The sequence below is a fragment of the Paraburkholderia oxyphila NBRC 105797 genome (genome assembly GCF_000685075.1).
GTDB classification, from domain to species: domain Bacteria; phylum Pseudomonadota; class Gammaproteobacteria; order Burkholderiales; family Burkholderiaceae; genus Paraburkholderia; species Paraburkholderia oxyphila.
Genome location: NZ_BAYD01000001.1, coordinates 93,292 through 110,026 on the forward strand (window position 1 = coordinate 93,292; position 16,735 = coordinate 110,026).

Here is a 16,735-nt window from a genome sequence, read left to right on the forward strand (position 1 = left end):
AGCGCAGGTAGCAACTCAAGCAGCAAACCCAGCAGCAACTCAGGAAGCAACGAACATGACCGACCAGACCAGCAGCCACAGCAGCCATAGCGGCAGCAAGGCCGAAACGAAGCCGCGCAATCCGTACGCGGGCGTCTATCCGGGCAATCTTTTCATGGTGGTCGCGCCCTCGGGCGCGGGCAAGTCCACGCTCGTGAACGCGCTGCTCGCCGAAGACAGCGCGATCCGTTTGTCGATCTCGTACACCACGCGCGCGCCGCGTTCGAAGGAGCGCGACGGCGAGCACTATCACTTCACGAGCGTCGACGATTTTCTCTCGCGTCATGCCGAGGGCGAGTTCCTCGAAAGCGCGGAAGTTCATGGCAACTACTATGCGACGTCGCGCGTGTGGATCGAAGACCAGATGAAGATCGGCAATGACGTGCTGCTCGAAATCGACTGGCAAGGCGCGCAGCAGGTGAAGAAGCAGTTCCGCAACGCAGTGGAAATTTTCATCCTGCCGCCTTCGCTCGATGCACTCGCGGACCGCCTGAAAAAGCGCGGCGAAGACGAGCCCAACGTCATCACGCGACGCTTGCTTGCAGCGGGTAGCGAGGTGGCGCACGCAAGCGAAGCGGAGTATGTCGTGATCAACGAGAACTTCGATCGCGCGCTGCAGGAGTTGCGCAACATCGTGAGCGCAACGCGTCTGCGTTTCGCGTCGCAATACGCGCGGCACACCGAGCTGTTCGTGCAGCTCGGCATCCACCAGCCGCAGCCCGGCGCATCGGGCACATAAGGTAGAATAAGAACCTGCTGAGAATGAGAAGGAACCCGACATGGCCCGCATCACCGTCGAAGACTGTCTGAAACAAATTCCGAACCGCTTCGAACTGGCGCTCGCAGCGACGTATCGCGCACGCCAGCTCGCCCAAGGCCACACGCCGAAGATCGAAAGCCGCGACAAGCCTACCGTCGTCGCGCTGCGCGAGATCGCGGCCGGCCAGGTGGGTCTGGAAATGCTGAAAAAGGTGCCCGTCTAACGGCGGCCCGTTGTACTGCGCCGTACCTCGCAGTACCCTGTGTATAGCCATTTGTCATGTAATTCGTGCTGGGCGTCACACGCAGCGCGCCAACTGTCAACGCCAGACCTGATACGGAGGGGAACATGAGCACCACGCCCTCGCCGGCCACCGAGGTGGACCAGGAAGCCGAGACTGCGAGCCCTGCGCGCAATTACATCGACGCGGTCCTCGAACAGTCGTTTCGTCATCTGTTCGGGCCGACCGCCACACCGGAGCAGCCTCGCAAGCACGGTGTCGTTTCCATCGCCAATCTGACCGCGGCGCTTTCCGGTTACCTCACGCCCGAGGAAATCAAGGAAGTCAAAGCGGCGTTTCACTTCAGCGACGAAGCCCACCTCGGGCAATATCGCCAGAGCGGCGAACCCTATATCACCCATCCCGTCGCCGTCGCGGAGATTTGCGCCGGCTGGAAGCTCGACGCCCAGTCGATCCAGGCCGCGCTCCTGCACGACGTGATGGAAGACCAGGGCGTGACCAAGGCGGAGCTCGCCGAGCGCTTCGGCGCGAAGGTCGCGGAACTGGTCGACGGCCTGTCGAAACTCGACAAGATGGAGTTTCGCAACCGCGAGGAAGCGCAGGCGGAAAACTTCCGCAAGATGCTGCTCGCGATGGCGCGCGACGTGCGCGTGATTCTCGTGAAGCTCGCCGACCGGCTGCACAACATGCGCACGCTCGGCGCGGTGCCGCCCGAGAAGCGCCGCCGCGTGGCGCGCGAGACCATCGACATCTACGCGCCCATCGCGCACCGTCTGGGCCTGAACAATACCTATCGCGAGCTGCAGGATCTGAGCTTCGCGAATTTCAATCCGAATCGCTACGCCACGCTCGAAAAGGCGGTGAAGGCCGCGCGCGGCAATCGCCGTGAGGTGGTGAGCAAGATTCTGGAGTCGGTGCAGCGCGCCATTGCCGACGCGAAGCTCGACGCCGAAGTCACCGGCCGCGAGAAAACCATCTTCAGCATCTACAAGAAGATGCGCGACAAGCAGCTGTCGTTCTCGCAGGTGCTCGACGTGTACGGTTTTCGCGTGGTGGTGGAGTCGCCGCTCGAGTGCTACACCTGCATCGGCGCGCTCCATGCGCTCTACAAGCCCGTGCCGGGCAAGTTCAAGGACTACATCGCCATTCCGAAAGTGAACGGCTATCAGTCCCTGCACACCACGCTGGTGGGCCCGTTTGGCGCGCCCATCGAGTTCCAGGTGCGCACGCGCAAGATGCACGAGATCGCCGAAGCGGGCGTGGCGGCGCACTGGCTCTACAAGAACGGCGGCGCCGATCTCAACGACGTCCAGAAGCGCGCGCACCAGTGGCTCAAGTCGCTGCTCGACATCCAGAGCGAGGTGGGCGATTCCAGCGAATTCCTCGAGCACGTCAAGATCGACCTGTTCCCGGACGCGGTCTACGTCTTCACGCCGAAGTCGAAGATCATGGCGCTGCCGCGCGGCGCCACGGCGCTCGACTTCGCGTATTCGATCCACAGCGACCTGGGCAACCAGTGCGTCGCCGTGAAGATCAACAACGAGCTGCTACCGCTTCGCACGGAATTGAAGAGCGGCGACATCGTCGAGGTGATCACCGCGCCGTATTCCAAGCCGAATCCGGCATGGCTCGGCTTCGTGCGCACCGGCAAGGCGCGCTCGGCCATCCGTCACTATCTGAAGACGATGCGGCTCACGGAGTCGGTCCAGCTGGGCGAGCGCCTCGTCGATCAGGCGCTCAAGGGCTATGGCTACCAGCTCGCCGAGGTCTCGCAGGAAGTGTGGGAGAAGCTGGTCCAGTGGACCGGCAACAAGAACCGCCAGGAGATCTTCGCCGACATCGGCCTTGGCCGGCGCGTGGCGGCGGTCATGGCCAAGCGCATCGAAGTGCTGATGAGCGGCCAGGACGCCGACGACGACGATCATCACCATCCGCCGCGCGACCCGAACGCACCGCATGCGCCGCCCGTGGTCATCACCGGCACGGAAGGCATGTCGGTGCAGCTCTCGGCCTGCTGCCGCCCGATTCCGGGCGACGACATCATGGGCTATATCGGCATCGGCCTCGGCATGGCGATCCATACCACCGACTGCCGCGTGGCGCAGCGCATCCACCGGCGCGATCCGGGCCGCTGGATCGACGTGGCGTGGGCGCCGCAGCCGGGGCGTCTGTTCGACGTCGCCGTGAAGGTGCTCGTGAAGAACACGAAGGGCGTATTTGCCCGCGTGGCCGCCGACATCACGTCCGCCGACGCCAACATCGTGCACATCGCCATGGACGACGACCTCGCGCAGGAGTCCAACATGCTGCGCTTCGTGATCCAGGTGAGCGACCGCGTGCATCTCGCGAACGTCATGCGTCGCGTGCGCACGAATCCGGACGTCATGCGCATCACGCGCGAGCGTCCCAGCGACGAAGGGCACCATCGCCACGAGGGTGGCATGCGCATCGAGCGCGAGCGCGCCGATTATTGACGGCACGGGCGGCCCCTGGGTGGGCCGCTGCTTGTGGCGGTCACCCTTCGATGGGGCATCGGCCCTGTGGGGCTGTGCTGCCGCTTGCCGTGTCGTTCGCCTTGTTGTGCTTCCCGGCCCGATCTTCTGCGGCCGTCCGGCGCCGCCCCTGTGCGCCGCGCCTGTGGCGACCCCACGAACCCATTTCAACCGGAAACGAGGGCACGCAATGAACGTAGCTGACTTGACCGGCCTCGCGCTCGACTACTGGGTGGCGCGCAGCCTGCCGGACTTCGTGCGGGAGATCTATTTCACCGATAGCGGCGAGACCGTCGCGGTGCGCGGCAACGACCGCGGCCGGCCGTGGGACGGGCGCTTCGAGCCCTCCACATCGTGGGAGGCCGCCGGCGTCGTGCTCGATCGCGCTCAGCGCCTCGAGTTGAGCGAGCGGCATGGCGACGCGCCGGCGCGCTGCGTGGCCGAGTTCGAGGGCAGCCAGCACAAAGTGGAGGCGCATGGCGCTACGACGCGCGAGGCGCTGCTGCGCGCGTTCGTGAAGAGCCGCTTTGGCGACACGGTGGAGCAGATGCTGCGTCAGCCACAGGCCGTGCTGGGGGCGAGCATGAGGCTGGTGGGGGAGCCGGGTGCGATCGGTGACGTGGAGGACTTGCCGCGCCCGGATGCGCAGATCGGCGATATCGGCACGGAGCCGCGCTAGCCACGCTAACGGGACGCCACAAAGACAAAGGGCCTTCCTGAATCAGGAAGGCCCTTCGAAGGGTGGCGCGGCTGGCAGGATTCGAACCCACGACCCCTTGGTTCGTAGCCAAGTACTCTATCCAACTGAGCTACAGCCGCACGCTAAAACGATACTACTTACTGCAGTGTACTACCTGAGATTTGCCTCAGTGCTACTTGAGCAAAACTCGAAAAAGTTGGCGCGGCTGGCAGGATTCGAACCCACGACCCCTTGGTTCGTAGCCAAGTACTCTATCCAACTGAGCTACAGCCGCACGCAGAAGTGAGATTATAGCAACGTTTTCAAAAAAGGGAAGGCCCTTATCGCGATTTGTCTGAGGACGCGCTTCGTGTAACCTGAGGGGAGGGCCACAGGGACCGAAGTTACAAGCAACGTGTAGTGAAGCGAACCATCATGAACAAGGCATTTGTCAAAGAATCGACCGACAACGACGACGACGATCTCGAGGCCGGTTATCCCGAAATTCCCGCCGGGACCAAGAACTACATGACGCCCGCGGGCTACGAGCGCATGCGCAGCGAGCTGCTGCACCTGATCGACGAGGAGCGGCCCGAAGTGGTCAAGCTCGTCTCGTGGGCCGCCTCGAACGGCGACCGCTCCGAGAATGGCGATTACATCTACGGCAAGCGCAGGCTGCGTGAAATCGACCGGCGCATCCGTTTTTTGACCAAGCGGCTCGATCTGGCCGAGGTCGTGGACAGCAGCCGCCAGGAAAGCGTGGAGCAGGTGTTCTTCGGCGCGACCGTCGACTACGGCACCGAGGACGGCGAGTCGCATACGATCACGATCGTGGGCGTCGACGAGGTCGATCTCGACCGTGGTCATGTGAGCTGGATTTCGCCCATTGCGCGCGCGCTCCTGAAGGCCAAAATCGGCGATCAGGTGACGCTGCATACGCCGGCCGGGCCCGAGCCCGTCGACGTGCTCGACGTGCGCTATCCGGCGCCCGGGGCGTGAGCGGCCCGGCAGGGCACGCGCTGGCCTGGCCCCTGGGGCGCGGCATGCGTGAGCATCCGTGCAGAAATGAAAAAAGGCGCCGCAAGCGGCGCCTTTTCAGCTGCACAGCAGGCCGATGTGGCCTGCGCGGTGCGGCTTAGAAGCGGTGACGCATACCAACCGTCACAGCGACCTGGTCCTGACGGGTCGAAGCCGAACCCAGACCGTTCAGGTAAGCGCCGATGCCAGCATCGTTCGACGACACGTGCTGCCAGTCGCCTTGCAGGTAGACGTCGGTGCGCTTCGACAGTGCGTAGTCCGACTGCAGTGCGACCGTGTTGTAGTTCGGGTTCACGCCGCCGCCGAAGTTCGCGCGGGTGTACGTGTAGGCACCTGCCAGGCTCAGGGCCGGGGTCAGAGCGTAACGGACGTTGCCTTCGAAGTTCTGGAAGCGTGCGCTGCTCGCGTTGAAGCCGAGGCCGGCCGAAGTACCCGATTGCGAGGGCGAAATGCCAACCGCGTTGCCCAGTTGCGTCTGCGTGTAGACGAAGCCAGCCGTTGCCGGGCCGAACGTGTAGTTCACGCCGCCACCGAACGTGCTTTGACGGCCAGCTGCGAACGTGTAGTCACCTGCTTGTGCGCCCGAGAACGAAATGCTGTTCATCTGCAGGTTGTTGACGTCGTTGTTTGCGTGCAGGTAGGCAGCAGCAACGTTCAGGCCGCCGTAGTTATACGTTGCGCCGACGCTGTAAGCACGGTTGTTCGCGAATTCGGTGCTGTTCGAGAACGAGTACGTGCCGCCGAACTTGAAGCCAGCGTAGTTGACGCTCGAGTACTTGACCGTGTTGTTGAAACGAACCGAGTTGTTCAGGTTGTCGTTGTCGAACGGGTGAGCGGCGATCGTGCCGCCGTATTGTGTGCCGGTGTTCGACAGCGGTGCGAGGTAGTCGACGACGGAGTCGTACTGACGACCGAGGGTGACCGCGCCGTACTGGTCGCTAGCCAGACCAACGAACGCTTGACGGCCGAACATACGGCCCTTTTGGCCCAGCGTACCGTTGTCGATGTTGAAGCCGTTTTCCAACGTGAAGATGGCCTTCAGACCGCCACCGAGGTCCTCAGCACCGCGCAGGCCCCAACGGCTGCCGTTGACCGTGCCGCTCGTTGCTTGCCAGGCGCTGTGGCCACCCTGGTTGTTCGTGTAGGTGATGCCGGCGTCGATCAGGCCGTACAGCGTAACGCTGCTTTGCGCGTGCGCAGCCGTTGCAAAAACGCCCGTGAGGGCAGCGACCATGAGAGTCTTTTTCATCTTTGTAAACTCCGAGAACAGAGGTGGGTTTCGTTGAACCCTGTTTGGGAAACCGTCCACGCGATGGGCAGCGAGAGGCAATACTCGCGTGGCGCGTTAATCCGTCGAAGTCGGTTTCCGGACAGGCAGAGTGTAGAGACGGTGCCCGGAAAGGGGGCATTCCGATTCACGCAATAAAGTATTGCGAAATCAGAAATGATATTGAGATTCGCGTTAGGCCTTACTGGTTGGGGCTTTCAGCGAGATTCAGGAAGACGGGGGGAGGGTGTCAACCGAACGGCGTTGTGCGATCGCTACACCAATTGATCGTGAAAAACAACGCTAATCCGGGTCAATCACGATTATTGCTACCCACGTAACAGATGGTTGTGCTGGACAGCGTTAATGAGCCAGCGGTCCTGCGGCTATACTGCAATGGCTGCTTTTCGAAGCAGACTTTTTCGTTGACGAAAAAGATCTCCAAACCTTTGTCAGCGCGGCCCACAGCCGCGCTTTTTTTTGCCCGCGTCCCGCTGGCCGCGCTTCGCAGGCCCTCGTAGCCTTTACCTGGCGGGATCCTCCGGCGGCTCCGGCTGCAGGCTCCAATCTTCCATTACATAGTGTCGAGCGTCCATAGGGGAACACAGCAGGTTGTGCCAATGGTCGCCGTGCCATGATCCGTACGCCTCGAGCTCGGCCGTCGTTCCGGTTGCCGGATCGGTGCCGTCGATCTGGACGAGCCAATGAAACCACTGTCGTAGTGCTGTCAGCATGGTTGCCTCCCATTGCACGCTAACGGTATTCATGATGGATTGAATGTATTACTCGAACAACCGGTAAAAACACTTACGATTGACACGTATTGTTACATCTGGGGCAATCTTGCCCGATCCGGCACCGGTCTTCCATTAACCGGTAAAAAAGTAGTCTTCATGCATATTCATTTCTCACGCATATATATCTGCATGCCTTTTGATGCTTGCTGGTTTATCTCTGAGATGGGATTGCTGTTATAAAAAATTCGCTTGACTGGCGATTGACGTTCCCCGTATAACGACGATTCTGAATTACCTTTCAGCTTCAATTCCAATGGGGAATGCAGAGAGGCGAGTCAGTTGGCTTTCGGCGTGAGGATATTGCCCGCGTCATTATATTTCTAGGGAAACTGAAAGATGGAAACCGGTATTGTCAAATGGTTCAATGATGCGAAGGGCTTTGGCTTCATCACGTCTGACGCCGGCGGCGACGACCTGTTCGCGCACTTCTCGGAGATCCGCTCGGAAGGCTTCAAGTCGCTGAAGGAGAACCAGCGCGTCTCGTTCGACGTCAAGGTCGGCCCGAAGGGCAAGCAGGCAGCGAACATTCAGCCGCTGTAAGCGCGGCGCGCGAGCGGGCCGGCGCGCCTGCTCCCCGCGGCAAGCAGCCCTGGAGACCCCAGGGCTTTTTTATTTTGGGGCGCAGGAATTCGCGTAATAGCATTGCGCATCTTTAAGACATTCACGTAATCAGCGGGAAAACCCCAATTCAAAATCCCGCCGGCAGGTTGATTAAGTCACGCCGCCAGGAAAGCTGCTGTGGCGTGAAGACCCTGCGCGCTTCGCCCAAACAAGGCATACTTGGGCGCACTTCTCATTCTCGTCTTGCCGTTTCACCATGTCCGACACCCTCTTGAGCGCCGAACTTCCGTCCGGCGATGGCCCGCTGGTTTTCGTGGATCTAGAAACGACGGGCGGATCGGTGGGCGATCACCGCATTACCGAGGTCGGGGTTGTCGAGGTGAAGGATGGGCTGGCCACGCGATGGAGTTCGCTGGTCGACCCGCAACAGGCGATACCGCCCTTTATTCAGCAGCTCACCGGCATTACCGACGCCATGGTGCGCGGGGCGCCCACCTTTGCCGAAATAGCGCCCGCGCTGTTCGAACGGCTCTCGGGCAAGCTCTTCATCGCGCATAACGCCAGTTTCGACCGCGGCTTTCTGCGTGCCGAGTTCGAGCGCGCCGGCTTTGCGTTCAATCCCGATGTGCTGTGCACGGTGCGCCTGTCTCGGGCCCTGTTTCCCGCCGAGAAGCGCCACGGCCTGGACGCGCTGGTGGAGCGCCACGCGCTCGTGCCGGCCGATCGGCACCGCGCGCTTGCCGACGCCGATCTGCTCTGGCAATTCTGGCAGCGCCTGCCCGGGCTCGTACCCACGCAGATGCTTGCCGGGCAGGTCGAACGACTCACGCGCCGGCACCGCCTTGCGGGCGATATCACCGACGATCTGATCGATACTGCGCCAGCCGGCCATGGCGTCTATGTGTTCTACGGCGAGAACGACGTGCCGCTCTATGTTGGGCGCAGCGTGCGCGTGCGTCAGCGTGTGCGTTCGCATTTGTCGGGCGAGCGGCGTTCATCGCGTGAGCAGCGTATGGCGCAGCAGATCCGGCGTGTGGAATGGCAGGCGACGGGCGGGGAGCTGGGCGCGCTCTTCGTCGAGGCGCGATGGATCGCGCAAATGCGCCCGTCGTTCAACCGCGTGCCACGCGTTTCGAAACACGACCCGGCGGACGCACCCTGGCCGTTCGATGGTGCCGTGCTGGTGGAGGAGCGCGATGCCGCGCACGACCAGCCCGTGTTGCATGTGATCGATCGCTGGTGCTACCTCGGTGTGGCGGCGAGCGCGGTGCAGGCGGCCAGTCTCGTTGCCGCGTCGGCCGCGGCCGTTGCTCCGTTCGAACTGTCGACGTGGCGCATTTTGCAGAGCCGCCTCGAGAAGGGCCTGCGCGTACTGCCTTTGCGGGACCTGGTTGCCGACGGGCTGACGAACGCGGCCTGACGCGGCCCGAGAGCCGGCGTCCGATGGTCGATTCGGCGGCTTAAGCCGTACCGCCTACACCGCCCCCTTCGCAGACATGTCCAAGCGCGTGCGTCATGGCCGCGGCGCGCGTGGAGTCGTAACGCGTCAATTCCTTCCAGTTTGCAACTGCACGCGCGACGCGCGCCGGGCAGTCATCCGCGGCACGCGTGGGCTGCACGCGCGCGAGTGCGCCGATAAGCTGTGCCGTCAGGCGATCGAGTTGTGGGCGCGTGACGGTCGCGAGATCCGGCGCCGGGCCGGCGGGCGGCTGCGACGACTGCCAGCTCGCGAAGAGCGCTTGCTGCACTTGCGTGCTCGCATCGATTTGATCGCGGAAGAAGCTTCGTGCGAACGCCGGATCGACGCCCGCCGCCGCGGCGCGTTTCTGCACGTCGGCGAGCAGCGCGTTTTCGCGTGGCGTGTCGGTGATCGGCTTGTGGTTGAGCCATTTCCACTGTGCGACGGGCTCAGCCAGCGAGAGGCGCTGCGCCACGAGTGCAACGAGATTGGTGAGCGCGGTGTCGTCGCCGTCGGCGTGTGCCGAGGTGACCGGCAAGATGATCAGGAGTGCAGCGGCGCAGGCAGCGAGGGCGCGGAATGCGGATTTCATTGAGGGAGGGCTGGCCGGCTGGCCGAAGAGGGAAAAGCGAAGGATAGCCGGTTATGAGGCGCTTGCTGCGTTATTGGCGAACGTGCGAGCGAGAGCCCGTCGTCGCGAATACCGTCAGTGCGGTGAAAAACGATCTGGATTGCCGGTGCGTTTGCGCACGTTTTGCGCACGATATAAACCACACGCGCGCTCTATCGAACGCGCGTGCGTTAAGCGAGCTGAGGCTCGTCAGTATGGGCGCAACCAGCCGCGCGCACCATCGTTGCGATAGTGCGATCCTGTGCGCGCAAAAACACACGCCAATACCCGCTCGGGCCGGCCGCTTGTTTTGCACGTCTAGCGCCAGTGCGCTTCCCCGTCACTTCTGTTCGTGTGCCTTGCGCTGCTCGTCGAGAAATGCCCGAACGTGAGCGGGCAATTCGTCGCCGAGAAACTCGACGGCCACCGGTTCCGGATCCGGGCTGAATACTTGGTCCGGGGTCGGAATCCTTGGCGGTTTGGCATCCATGATCTTTCTCCTATGTAAGGCAATTATCCGACTGCGCCCTTCAATCGCGCTAGTGCCCGCCAACGCAACGGAGTTTTTCTGGTGCGCGTGTTGCTTTATTTGCACATCGGGATAACTTATTAACAGAGTGGGAATATACTTTCTTGGTTGCACTTAACGATGCCTGCATGCCGCTTCAGTCTGCGGGGCGCTGGCGCGTCGTGTAATCGACGCTCCTGCTGCGCTGTCGCAGCGCTCCTCCCGGGGGTGCTGGCGGCCGCCGCACAAGTGCGGCGGCGTCTTGCTGCGCTACCCGGCAAGCGTGGTCGTGCGTTGCGTGCCGCCCTTGTGCGACTGCCTACCCGTTACCCGCTATATCGGCCCATTATCGGGCGAGCTTGACCCGAGAACTTTAAACATAATTAAAACGGTGTAAGCGTTCGTATCGGTCGAACGGGTTTCTCGTCATATGTCTGCATTTTGCAGCGAGTTAATGCCAGCACTCCCATAAATGATTGCTGGCGTGAACGGCCGCATATCGATGCGGCCCTGTTGCCCCCTCAGGACTGCACCGGCGCCGGAACCTGCTGCACATGGGCGTGGTTCGCCGGTACCGCGCGCACGTTCACCTGGCCGTGAATGCGCGCCTGATGGCCGTCCGCGAACATGTAGTACGGGAAAGGGTGGACGGGCTCGGACGCCGCGTCGAGGCGCGCGACGAGTTCCGGCGCGAGCGTAAAGTCGAGCGCACCAAGCGACTCCTCGAGCTGCGCGGCCTTCGTCGCCCCAACGATGATGCTGGACACGCCTCGCTTCTGATACAGCCAGTTCAGCGCCACCTGTGCCATCGGCCGGCCGGCTTCATGCGCGACGCGCTCGAGTTCGGCGACGATCGCGAAGTTGCGCGGCGAGAGCTTGTCGAAGCCGGGCGGCGGCTTCGGGCCCACGGTTTGCAGCCGGCCCGCGCCTGCTACGGCCGTGAGGCCCGCCGCGCCATCCGCGCCCGATTGCGAAGGCCGATACTTGCCCGATAGCACGCCCATGCCGAGCGGACTCCAGGGCACGAGCCCCATGCCCAGCTGCGTCGCGAGATCGGCGAACTCGTGCTCGGCGTTGCGCTCGATCAGCGAGTATTCGAGCTGCATCGCCGCGACGGGCTCGAAGCCGCGCCAATCGGCGAGGGTCTGCGCGCGGCCGGCATACCAGGCCGGCACGTCCGAGAGCCCCACGTAGCGGATCTTGCCCGCGCGCACCGCGTCGTCCATGGCACGCATCACTTCGTCGGCGGGCGTCATGCGGTCCCATGTGTGCAGGTAATAGAGGTCGATGTAATCGGTGCCGAGGCGCTTGAGCGAGCCTTCGAGCGCGCGCAGCAAGTTCTTGCGATGATTGCCGCCCGCGTTGGGATTGCCCATTTGGGCGTTGTACGAATACTTGGTGGCGATCACGAGTTGCTCGCGCAGGCCGCGCGCGGCGGCGAAGCGTCCGACCCAGGTTTCGCTCGTGCCTTCCGTGTAGAGATCGGCGGTATCGATGAAGTTGCCGCCGGCGTCGACATAGAGATCGAAGAGGCGGCGCGCGCTGGCTTCGTCCGCGCCCCAGCCCCATTCGGTTCCGAACGTCATCGTGCCAAGAGCGATGGGGCTGACGCGCAGGCCCGAGCGGCCGAGCAGGGTGTAGGTGTCGAGTTTCATGGCGAGTGTCCGATCCCGCGCGAGGCGCGCAGGTGAGTGGTGAGTACGGCCTCATCTTGCGCCCGATCATTCTGTGGAAAAATCGGGTCCATCTGAAAGGACTGTGAAGCCGGACTTCACAATGGAGGGCAGATGGATCCGACCTTCGCCGCAACGCCTGGCGCACCCGCTCTCGCGACGCGCCTGCCCGCACTGCTCGCGGTCGCCGCCGTCGCGCGCCACGGCAGCTTCACACGCGCGGCACTCGCTTGCGGGTTGTCCACGTCGGCGCTCTCGCAAAGCGTGCGCGCGCTCGAAACCCAGCTGGGCGTGCGGCTCTTCAACCGCACGACGCGCCGCGTCGCGCTCACCGAAGCGGGCGCGCAGTTTCTCGCGCGCGTGCAGCCGGCGCTCACCGAGATCGAGGCGGCGTTCGATGCGCTCGACGCCTCGCGCGATCAGCCCGCCGGCGCGTTGCGCATCAATCTGCCGCGCGTCGCGAGCGAGCTGCTCGTGTTGCCGCATCTCGCGGAATTCATGGAGCGGCATCCGCAAATTCGCCTTGAGCTCGCGCTGGACGACGCCTTTGCCGATCTCGTGGGTGAAGGGTTCGACGCGGGCATCCGGCTCGGCGAATCGCTCGCGCCGGGCATGGTGGCGGTGCCGATCGGCGGCCCGATCCGCCTTGCCGTGGTGGGTGCGCCGGCGTACTTCAGGCGTCAAGCGCCGCCGGCCACGCCCGACGATCTCGCCGCTCACGACTGCCTGCACTACCGCTTCGCTACGGGCGGCGTCTACCGGTGGGAGTTCGCGCGGCGCGATGAGCCACAGCGCGTGTTCGACGTGCTCACGCAAGGGCGCTTCGTGACCAACGACTTGCGGACGATGGTCCGGGCCGCCGAAGAAGGCGTGGGCTTGCTGCACGTGATCGAGGATTATGTGCGCGCGCAACTCGACAGCGGGCGCCTCGTGCCCGTGCTTCAAGACTGGTGCCCATCGTTTCCCGGCTTCTATTTGTACACGCCTGGGCGCGCGCGATTGCCGCCGAAGCTGCGCGCCTTCATCGACTTTCTGCGCGAGAAGCGTGGGATTGTCTGAGGCTCTGCGTGGATTTCAGCATTGTCTGATTCGGCTGCCTGGCGATCTTCGCTATCTTCAAAAAGCTTCGACTCAAGCATCGTGCGGGCATCGGCCGTCGGTAGCCCGCCGCCTCAGCGTTTTAAGTCTCTCGAACTTCACTCCTCAATCCGGGCATCGCGCACATCTGTTGCGTGAACACACAATGAGCCATCAAGACGGTACTGCACTGGCCGCTATTGCGTCCGACGACTCGACCACACAAGCCTTGCTTGCGCGCGCCGACCAATACTTCGACCGCGGCCAAATGGCTGAAGCGCTGCGTGGCTATCAGGACGTGCTTGCCGCAGAACCCCGCCATGTGCACGCACTGCATCGCACCGCGCTCGCGCATTTTCGTAACGGAGAGCAGGGCGTTGCGCGCGACTGGCTGGAACGCGCAATCAATGTCGTGCCGGAGCGTGCCGAATTATGGGAGCATCGCGGCCTGCTCGCGGCGCTGGCAGGCGAGCACATCGCAGCGGAGGCCTTCTATCACCGGGCCCTCGCACTCTACGGTGGCACGGCCAGCCTGCATCGCAATCTGGGCGACGCGCTGAAGCTCGCCGGCCGCCGCGCCGAAGCGTGTGCGCATTACGAAAAGGCGCTCGGGTTCGATCCCGGGCTTCACCACGCCGTGCGCCGTCTCGCCACGCTCAGCCTCGAAGACGGGCGCCACGAAGAGGCCGTCAAGCACCTGCACCGCGCATGGGCGCTCGGTGCCTCGCGCCTTGCCGATGGCGTCGATTTGATCAAGGCGCTGTCACACCTTGGAAATGCCCGGGAAACGGATGCGCAGATCGGACGCATGCGCACGGCTTTCGCTGCGGATCCCAACGCGCTCGACGAACTCGCATTCCACCTGAACGAACTTCATCGATACGAATTGGCGTACGAAGTCGCTACGCAAGGGTTAAAGGTGGATGCCGCGGTCGCCGGCCTGCATCACAACGCCGCCTATGCGTCGAACATGCTCGGCGAATTCGCGCGCATGCGGCGGCACAGCGTCGAGGCTGCACGTCTGATGCCCGACGACGCACATCTGCAGTTCAACGTTGCCGTGTCGCTGCTGCGTGACGGAGAGTTTGAGGAGGGCTGGCGCCATTACCGCTGGCACGAACGTCTGCCGCAGAACAGCACGCTGGCGCAGCCAGGCTTCCCGGAGTGGGGCGGCGAGCCCGTTGCCGGGCGACGCTTCTTGCTCGTCGGCGAGCAGGGACTGGGCGACCAGATCCAGTCGCTGCGCTACGCCGACTGGCTGCAGCGCCAGGGGGCAATCGTCGATGTCTGGGTTGGCGAGGCACTAGGCGACGTGGCGGCGTGTGCGAGCGGGGTGAACAGGGTCTGGACTGCGCTGCCGCCCGGTCCCTACGACTTCTGGAGCCGCATGTTCCGCTTTCCCGAATACATGAAGCTGAGCGCGAGCATGTTGCCGCTCGCGATGCCGTACCTCGGTGCGCCTTCCGGGGTCGTTGGCCGTTGGCGCGAGCGGCTTGCCGGCGCGATAGACACGGACGCGCCCACGCGCCGAATAGGCCTGGTGTGGGCCGGCAATCCCGATTACGAATTCGACCGCTATCGCTCCATCGCCCTGCGTGCGCTGCATCCGGTGCTCGAGCGGCGAGGCGTGGCGTGGTTTGCGCTGCAAAAGGGCGCGGCGCAGAGCGAAGTGGAGGCGTTGCCGCCCGGCATCGAGAACACACCGCTCGGGCCGGAGATCGGCAGCTTCACCGATACGCTCGCCATCGTGCAGTCGCTCGACCTCGTGATCACCGTGGATACATCGGTTGCGCATCTGGCGGGCGCCGCGGGCGTGCCGGTGTGGATCCTGCTGCCGACCTGCACCGACTGGCGCTGGATGACGGGCCGCAACGATACACCGTGGTATCCGTCGGCGCGGCTTTTCAGGCAGCGTGAGCTGGGGCGCTGGGATGACGTGGTCGGGGAGGTGGGGGAGGCGCTGGAGGCTTCTTTGTCATCGCACCGCTAAAGATGCGGGTGCGCCATCGTGACGGAAAGCGGCGGCGCAAAGCAAAAAGCCCAGTCGAAGACTGGGCTTTTTGCTTGAATCTTGGTGGTGCCGGAAAGAGGAATCGAACCCCCGACCTTCGCATTACGAATGCGCTGCTCTACCGTCTGAGCTATTCCGGCGTCACATCAGAGAAGGAAGATTATAGGAAAGATTAGCAGAATATGCAAGCCCTTCCTTCATCTTTTTTTATTTTTTCGCTTCCTGGTGGTAGCGCGTCACGCGCTCCACCTCGTTCTTCGAGCCGAGGAACACGGCCACACGCTCGTGCAGGCTCTTCGGCTGAATGTCGAGAATGCGCTGCTCGCCGTTGGTCGCCATGCCGCCGGCCTGCTCGACGATGAACGACATCGGGTTCGCTTCGTACATGAGGCGCAGCTTGCCCGGCTTCGACGGGTCGCGCTTGTCGGCCGGATACATGAAGATGCCGCCGCGGTTCAGGATACGGTGCACGTCGGCGACCATCGAGGCGATCCAGCGCATGTTGAAGTTCTCGCCGCGCGGGCCGTCCTTGCCTGCGTTCAGCTCGCCAATGTACTGCTGCACCGGCTCATACCAGTGGCGCGCGTTCGAAGCGTTGATCGCGTACTCGCGCGTCTCTTCGGGAATGCGCATGTTGCTCTGCGTGAGCACCCACGAGCCGAGTTCGCGGTCGAGCGTGAAGCAGTTCACGCCGTTGCCGGTCGTGAGCACGAGCACGGTCTGCGGGCCGTAGACGGCGTAGCCGGCCGCGACCTGTTTGGTGCCGGGCTGCAGGAACGATTCTTCGGTGGCCTGCTGGCCGTCCGGGCAGCGCAGCACCGAGAAGATCGTGCCGATCGAGACGTTCACGTCGATGTTCGACGAGCCGTCGAGCGGGTCGAACACGAGCAGATACTCGCCCTTCGGATAGTTGGCCGGGATCGGGAAGAAGGTTTCCATTTCCTCGGACGCCATGGCCGCGAGGTTGCCGCCCCATTCGTTGGCGTCGAGCAGGATTTCGTTCGACAGGATGTCGAGGTTCTTCTGCACTTCGCCCTGGACGTTCTCGCTGCCGGCGGTGCCGAGCGCATCGCCGAGCGCGCCCTTGCTGACGTTGTAGCTGATCGCCTTGCACGCGCGCGCGACAACTTCGATCAACAGACGCAGATCGGCCGGGAGGTTGCTGTGCTCGCGCTGCTGCTCGATCAGGTATTTCGTGAGAGTGGTACGACGTTGCAATGCCATTGCAGTACTCCGGATGCGCTTGGGAATAGCGCAATTCTACCTGCTGGACGGAGGGCGCCCCGCTTGCGGCACTGCAAAAAAAGTTCGCCAATGCCCGGCCTGGCGCGCCGGGGGGCCCGGGCGGCCAATCCTGAAAATGCGCCCGATCGCGCTGGCGCGCATCGCAGACGGAAAAATAATGCAGAAAAAATGCGCACAAAAATGCCGGCCGCGAAGGCCGGCAGTGTGTCTTGCGTGTGCGCAATCGGGTGGCACGCCGCGCGGCAGGACGGCGTGCCGCCGCCTGCCGCGCTCAGTCA

Annotated in this window: 15 protein-coding genes and 3 tRNA genes; 9 read left to right on the forward strand and 9 right to left on the reverse strand. The window is 63.3% G+C overall.

All coding sequences use genetic code 11. The annotated features are described in order from the left end of the window. Positions 1 to 55 precede the first annotated feature (55 nt). From gmk to BO1_RS00490, 4 genes are all read left to right on the forward strand, one after another. A complete protein-coding gene (gene gmk, locus BO1_RS00475) occupies positions 56 to 778 on the forward strand; it encodes a guanylate kinase (protein ID WP_028215856.1) in 723 nt (240 codons plus the stop codon). Between the two features lie 40 nt (positions 779 to 818). Continuing rightward, on the forward strand, positions 819 to 1,022 hold the full coding sequence (rpoZ, locus tag BO1_RS00480; RefSeq protein ID WP_006400783.1) for a DNA-directed RNA polymerase subunit omega: 204 nt from the start codon (positions 819 to 821) through the stop codon (positions 1,020 to 1,022). A 125-nt stretch (positions 1,023 to 1,147) separates the two neighbouring features. Continuing rightward, positions 1,148 to 3,514, forward strand: coding sequence for a RelA/SpoT family protein (locus tag BO1_RS00485; RefSeq protein WP_028215857.1), 2,367 nt, complete (start codon positions 1,148 to 1,150; stop codon positions 3,512 to 3,514). Positions 3,515 to 3,722: 208 nt separating this feature from the next. Next, complete coding sequence (locus BO1_RS00490; RefSeq protein ID WP_028215858.1) at positions 3,723 to 4,211, forward strand: phage protein NinX family protein; 489 nt, start codon at positions 3,723 to 3,725, stop codon at positions 4,209 to 4,211. A 63-nt stretch (positions 4,212 to 4,274) separates the two neighbouring features. On the opposite strand, the gene BO1_RS00495 is transcribed toward BO1_RS00490, so the two are convergent. Next, positions 4,275 to 4,351 (reverse strand) — tRNA-Arg (locus tag BO1_RS00495). A 78-nt stretch (positions 4,352 to 4,429) separates the two neighbouring features. Continuing rightward, positions 4,430 to 4,506, reverse strand: a tRNA-Arg gene (locus BO1_RS00500). A 140-nt stretch (positions 4,507 to 4,646) separates the two neighbouring features. On the opposite strand from BO1_RS00500, the gene greB reads away from it, so the two are divergent. Beyond that, positions 4,647 to 5,210 carry a transcription elongation factor GreB gene (gene greB, locus BO1_RS00505; RefSeq protein WP_028215859.1) on the forward strand — a complete coding sequence of 188 codons (564 nt, stop codon included), beginning with the start codon at positions 4,647 to 4,649 and terminating at the stop codon, positions 5,208 to 5,210. Positions 5,211 to 5,346: 136 nt separating this feature from the next. On the opposite strand, the gene BO1_RS00510 is transcribed toward greB, so the two are convergent. Both BO1_RS00510 and BO1_RS49195 read right to left on the reverse strand, forming a co-directional pair. Further along, on the reverse strand, positions 5,347 to 6,498 hold the full coding sequence (locus BO1_RS00510) for a porin (protein ID WP_028215860.1): 1,152 nt from the start codon (positions 6,496 to 6,498) through the stop codon (positions 5,347 to 5,349). A 542-nt stretch (positions 6,499 to 7,040) separates the two neighbouring features. Further along, on the reverse strand, positions 7,041 to 7,250 hold the full coding sequence (locus BO1_RS49195) for a hypothetical protein (RefSeq protein ID WP_043283477.1): 210 nt from the start codon (positions 7,248 to 7,250) through the stop codon (positions 7,041 to 7,043). Positions 7,251 to 7,649: 399 nt separating this feature from the next. Between BO1_RS49195 and BO1_RS00520 the strand changes: the two genes are divergently transcribed. Together BO1_RS00520 and BO1_RS49200 are read left to right on the forward strand one after the other, a co-directional pair. Further along, entirely contained in the window at positions 7,650 to 7,853 is a 204-nt protein-coding gene (locus BO1_RS00520; protein WP_027817418.1) for a cold-shock protein, read from the forward strand. A 277-nt stretch (positions 7,854 to 8,130) separates the two neighbouring features. Beyond that, positions 8,131 to 9,294, forward strand: coding sequence for an exonuclease domain-containing protein (locus tag BO1_RS49200; protein ID WP_043283464.1), 1,164 nt, complete (start codon positions 8,131 to 8,133; stop codon positions 9,292 to 9,294). Positions 9,295 to 9,334: 40 nt separating this feature from the next. On the opposite strand, the gene BO1_RS00530 is transcribed toward BO1_RS49200, so the two are convergent. The 3 genes from BO1_RS00530 to BO1_RS00540 all read right to left on the reverse strand — a co-directional run bounded on the left by BO1_RS00530 (position 9,335) and on the right by BO1_RS00540 (position 12,106). Further along, entirely contained in the window at positions 9,335 to 9,925 is a 591-nt protein-coding gene (locus tag BO1_RS00530; RefSeq protein ID WP_028215861.1) for a chorismate mutase, read from the reverse strand. 358 nt (positions 9,926 to 10,283) lie between these two features. Next, complete coding sequence (locus tag BO1_RS60080; RefSeq protein ID WP_027795377.1) at positions 10,284 to 10,433, reverse strand: hypothetical protein; 150 nt, start codon at positions 10,431 to 10,433, stop codon at positions 10,284 to 10,286. Positions 10,434 to 10,972: 539 nt separating this feature from the next. After that, positions 10,973 to 12,106 carry an aldo/keto reductase gene (locus BO1_RS00540; RefSeq protein WP_028215862.1) on the reverse strand — a complete coding sequence of 378 codons (1,134 nt, stop codon included), beginning with the start codon at positions 12,104 to 12,106 and terminating at the stop codon, positions 10,973 to 10,975. Positions 12,107 to 12,238: 132 nt separating this feature from the next. Here BO1_RS00540 and BO1_RS00545 point away from each other — a divergent pair, with 132 nt between their 5' ends. Both BO1_RS00545 and BO1_RS00550 read left to right on the forward strand, forming a co-directional pair. Further along, positions 12,239 to 13,183 (forward strand): LysR family transcriptional regulator, encoded by a 945-nt coding sequence (locus BO1_RS00545; protein WP_043283465.1) that lies wholly within the window; start codon positions 12,239 to 12,241, stop codon positions 13,181 to 13,183. Between the two features lie 184 nt (positions 13,184 to 13,367). After that, entirely contained in the window at positions 13,368 to 15,191 is a 1,824-nt protein-coding gene (locus BO1_RS00550) for a tetratricopeptide repeat-containing glycosyltransferase family protein (protein ID WP_043283466.1), read from the forward strand. 85 nt (positions 15,192 to 15,276) lie between these two features. On the opposite strand, the gene BO1_RS00555 is transcribed toward BO1_RS00550, so the two are convergent. Both BO1_RS00555 and BO1_RS00560 read right to left on the reverse strand, forming a co-directional pair. Continuing rightward, positions 15,277 to 15,352: transfer RNA gene (locus BO1_RS00555), tRNA-Thr, on the reverse strand. A gap of 67 nt (positions 15,353 to 15,419) precedes the next feature. Continuing rightward, positions 15,420 to 16,436, reverse strand: coding sequence for a class 1 fructose-bisphosphatase (locus tag BO1_RS00560; RefSeq protein WP_028215865.1), 1,017 nt, complete (start codon positions 16,434 to 16,436; stop codon positions 15,420 to 15,422). Positions 16,437 to 16,735 lie beyond the last annotated feature (299 nt).